4 protein-coding genes are annotated in these 2,758 nt (G+C 59.3%); 3 read left to right on the top strand and 1 reads right to left on the bottom strand.

Features of this window, described 5'->3' with window-relative positions:
• Positions 1-623, bottom strand: a 623-nt coding sequence (lpxL, locus tag BLX41_RS24570) for an LpxL/LpxP family Kdo(2)-lipid IV(A) lauroyl/palmitoleoyl acyltransferase (protein WP_259745145.1), incomplete at its 3' end; no start/stop codon positions are given.
• A 122-nt stretch (positions 624-745) separates the two neighbouring features.
• Here lpxL and minC point away from each other — a divergent pair.
• From minC to minE, 3 genes are all read left to right on the top strand, one after another.
• Positions 746-1,483 (top strand): septum site-determining protein MinC, encoded by a 738-nt coding sequence (minC, locus tag BLX41_RS24565; protein ID WP_123726975.1) that lies wholly within the window; start codon positions 746-748, stop codon positions 1,481-1,483.
• A gap of 201 nt (positions 1,484-1,684) precedes the next feature.
• Entirely contained in the window at positions 1,685-2,497 is an 813-nt protein-coding gene (gene minD / locus BLX41_RS24560) for a septum site-determining protein MinD (RefSeq protein ID WP_011062650.1), read from the top strand.
• Positions 2,497-2,751, top strand: a complete 255-nt coding sequence (gene minE, locus BLX41_RS24555) for a cell division topological specificity factor MinE (protein WP_007898843.1) — start codon at positions 2,497-2,499, stop codon at positions 2,749-2,751. The genes minD and minE overlap by 1 nt, the downstream gene beginning before the upstream one ends.
• Positions 2,752-2,758 lie beyond the last annotated feature (7 nt).

The raw sequence follows: 2,758 nt of genomic DNA, 5'->3' as shown, positions 1-2,758 counted from the left end.
TGCTTGGCGCCATAGTCCTGGTCCGGTGCGTACCAGATCGCCCGCCCCGACCGCAGCAGCTTGAGCATGCCGCGCACGTCGTCGCGCTCCACCGCCAGAGAGTCGAGGTTGTGCCGCTCGCGCCCACGGCGCTGGATGAAGTCGAACAGCGGGTTCTTGTGTTCGCGGTACATGCCGTCGATGGTGTGCTGCTGCCCCAGCAGTGCCGCGCCGATCTCCAGGGTGGTGAAATGCAGGGCCATGAGAATCACCCCATGACCTTCGCGCTGAGCCTGCTTGAGGTATTCCAGCCCTTCGACATGGGCCAGGCGCGCCAGGCGCGGCTTGGACCACCACCAGCTCATGGCCATCTCGAAGAAGGCGATTCCAGTGGAGGCGAAGTTCTCCTTGAGCAGGCGCTTGCGCTCCTGGTCGGACTTTTCCGGGAAACACAGCTCCAGGTTGCGCTTGGCAATTCGCCGCCGCTCACCGGCTACCCGATACATCAGCGCCCCCAGGGCGCGACCGATTTTCAGCAGTGCGGGGTAAGGCAACTGGACAATCAGCCATAACACACCAAGCCCCAGCCACAGCGGCCAGAAACGTGGAGACAAGAATGCAGCTCGAAAACGCGGGCGATCCATTACAGATTCCGGGACAGACAACAAGGTCGCGCATTCTACATCGGTTCGACCTGGCTTGCGGGGCGCGGGCGATCTCGTTATAAGTCTCGGCACTTTTAGTGACAAGCCGCCTTCTGCAGACCATGAGCCAAACCGAATCGCTAGACCAAGATCCTGTGTTCCAGTTAAAGGGCAGCATGCTCGCCATCACGGTGCTGGAACTGGCCCGCAACGACCTTGAAGGCCTCGATCGCCAACTGGCCGCGAAGGTCGCCCAGGCACCGAATTTCTTCAGCAACGCTCCACTGGTACTGGCGCTGGACAAGCTGCCTGCTGCCGAGGGCTCGGTGGATCTGCCCGGGCTGATGCGTGTCTGCCGCCAGCACGGTCTGCGCACCCTGGCAATCCGCGCCAGTCGGATTGAAGACATTGCGGCGGCCATTGCCGTCGATCTGCCAGTGCTGCCACCTTCCGGTGCTCGGGAGCGCCCCCTCGAGCCCCCCGAAAGCGAGGTCAAGAAAGCACCGGAAAAGCCGCCTGAGCCTACCGTCAAGCCGACCCGCATCATCACTTCGCCAGTACGCGGCGGACAGCAGATTTATGCCCAGGGTGGCGATTTGGTAGTGGTGTCCTCGGTCAGCCCCGGCGCGGAACTTCTGGCCGATGGCAATATCCATGTATACGGCCCAATGCGTGGCCGGGCCCTGGCTGGCGTCAAAGGTGACACCAAGGCACGGATTTTCTGCCAGCAATTGAGCGCTGAACTGATCTCCATCGCCGGTCAGTACAAGGTTTCCGAAGACCTGCGGCGCGACCCGTTGTGGGGCTCTGGAGTCCAGGTCAGCCTGTCGGGTGACGTGTTGAACATCACACGTCTTTAACGGATACTGCCGCATTTTCCAAGCATCTCTAAAACGTAGCGATTACGGCTCAAACGAAGTAGGAAATTGGCAATCAGCAGTGTTTATCGACGAATAAACCCTGCCGCTGACCGAGCTCCAGCCAAGGCTGTCCGACTGCAGTAGTTTTCAAGAGATGTTTTTCAGGGGCTAAAAGTCCTTTTTCCTTAGGGGTGAAACACCTTGGCCAAGATTCTCGTGGTTACATCCGGCAAGGGTGGCGTGGGTAAAACCACCACCAGCGCCGCTATCGGTACCGGCCTCGCTCTGCGCGGTCACAAAACAGTCATCGTCGACTTCGACGTCGGCCTGCGTAACCTCGACCTGATCATGGGTTGCGAGCGTCGCGTAGTGTATGACTTCGTCAACGTGGTGAATGGCGAAGCCAACCTGCAGCAAGCCCTGATCAAAGACAAGCGCCTGGAAAACCTCTACGTACTGGCCGCCAGCCAGACCCGCGACAAAGACGCGCTGACCCTGGAAGGCGTGGAAAAAGTCCTGATGGAACTCAAGGAAACGTTCGAGTTCGTGGTCTGCGACTCTCCTGCCGGTATCGAGAAAGGCGCGCACTTGGCGATGTACTTCGCTGATGAAGCGATTGTCGTGACCAACCCTGAAGTTTCTTCGGTCCGCGACTCCGACCGTATGCTCGGCCTGCTGGCCAGCAAGTCCCGTCGCGCCGAAAAAGGCGAAGACGCGATCAAGGAGCACCTGCTGCTGACCCGTTACAACCCGGAGCGCGTCAGCAATGGCGAAATGCTCGGTGTTGAAGACGTCAAAGAAATTCTCGCAGTGACCCTGCTGGGCGTGATTCCGGAATCCCAGGCCGTGCTCAAGGCTTCCAACCAGGGCGTGCCGGTGATTCTCGACGACCAGAGCGATGCGGGCCAGGCCTACAGCGACGCGGTCGACCGCCTGCTGGGCAAAACCGTGGAACACCGGTTCCTTGATGTCGAGAAGAAGGGATTCTTCGAGCGCCTGTTTGGAGGTAGATAATGAATCTTTTTGACTTCTTTCGTGCCAGCAAAAAGGTCAGCACCGCGTCGGTAGCGAAAGAGCGTCTACAGATCATCGTGGCGCATGAACGCGGCCAGCGCAGCACCCCTGATTACTTGCCCGCCTTGCAGAAGGAACTGGTGGAAGTGATCCGCAAGTACGTCAATATCGGGTCCGACGACGTGCACGTCGCTCTGGAAAACCAGGGCAGCTGCTCGATCCTGGAACTCAATATCACCCTGCCTGATCGCTGATTGATCC

Origin of the sequence: Pseudomonas protegens (assembly GCF_003732485.1) — a bacterium.
Classification (GTDB): domain Bacteria; phylum Pseudomonadota; class Gammaproteobacteria; order Pseudomonadales; family Pseudomonadaceae; genus Aquipseudomonas; species Aquipseudomonas protegens_B.
This window is presented reverse-complemented; position numbering and strand designations above follow the sequence as displayed.

Excerpts from the sequence above, each read along its gene's own strand:
- minC (WP_123726975.1), top strand. The coding sequence starts at position 746 with ATGAGCCAAACCGAATCGCTAGACCAAGATCCTGTGTTCCAGTTAAAG.
- minE (WP_007898843.1), top strand. The coding sequence starts at position 2,497 with ATGAATCTTTTTGACTTCTTTCGTGCCAGCAAAAAGGTCAGCACCGCG.